This window comes from Collinsella sp. LCP19S3_F2, from assembly GCF_052121015.1.
In the GTDB taxonomy this organism is placed as follows: Bacteria; Actinomycetota; Coriobacteriia; order Coriobacteriales; family Coriobacteriaceae; genus Collinsella.
In genome coordinates, this window is record NZ_JBQKFA010000032.1 from 1 (window position 1) to 929 (window position 929).

Genomic DNA, 929 nt, shown 5'->3' on the forward strand with positions numbered 1-929 from the left:
TAATATGAGAAAGCCATTGTCAATAGGCGTGTTTGTTCGAGCCCGGTTTTAAACCGGGCTTTTTCGTTTCCCGTCGGGAGGGCCCGCGCACGCTGCACGTTTAGTCGACGCTTGCCTGGCAAGCTAATATCCGCGGGCTCTTGCGGGCGCGCTGCCGGCGGTCAGCCCGGTATGTCCGCGCACCCCACCGCATTTCGATTCTCCGTCCGGCGCGCTCGTCCGAAACCAGTCTTGTTCACGGGCGCGGCCCTTGCCTTGGGCTGCCCAAAAAAGGGTCGTGAACGCGCGCCGGCGATGCGTCGAGGCGCGGGCCCTCCCGGCGGGAGGCTTGTTGTCCGACGGGGTCAGCCGAGGGTCCCCTCCGCCCGGCGCCCGATCTCCCAGACCCAGCAGGCGAGCTCGCGCGCGACGGCGGCGTTTGCCTTGCACGGGCTCTTGCCCGCCGCCGCCAGCGCCTCGCGGCGACGGCAGAGCCTGGCGGTGCAGTCGTCGGCGCGCGCCCGGATCGCCGCGGGGACGTCCGCGCCGGGCGCCGGGGCCTTCGGGCGGGGCGTGCACGTCAGGTAGTGCCACGCCGACTCCACCAGCGCCGTCCTGGCGAGCCGGTTGCCCGTCTTGGTTATCCCGCCGCGCCGCTCGGTCTCGCCGCTCGAGCGCTCCGACGGGACCAGCCCGCACCAGCTCGCGAAGGCCGGGGCCGTCCGGAACCTCGTGAAGGAGCCCGCCTCGGCTGCGAGCCTGAAGGCCGTCAGGGTGTCGATTCCCTTGATGCAGGAGAGCGCCTCGACGGCCGGGCGCCACCGGTCGGTCCGGGCGAGGGCGAGCACCTTCTTCTCGAGCTGCCGGCGGTCCGACTCCGCGCACCTCGCGGCCGTGACGTAGTACTCGAGCACGTCGCGCTGGGGCCCCTCGAGCCTGATCCCGGATAT

General features: G+C 71.2%; 1 protein-coding gene. It reads right to left on the reverse strand.

Annotated features, from left to right (window positions below):
* Positions 1-344: 344 nt before the first annotated feature.
* Positions 345-929: transposase (locus ACTQX9_RS09515; protein WP_441541383.1), on the reverse strand; the 585-nt coding region annotated here is incomplete at its 5' end.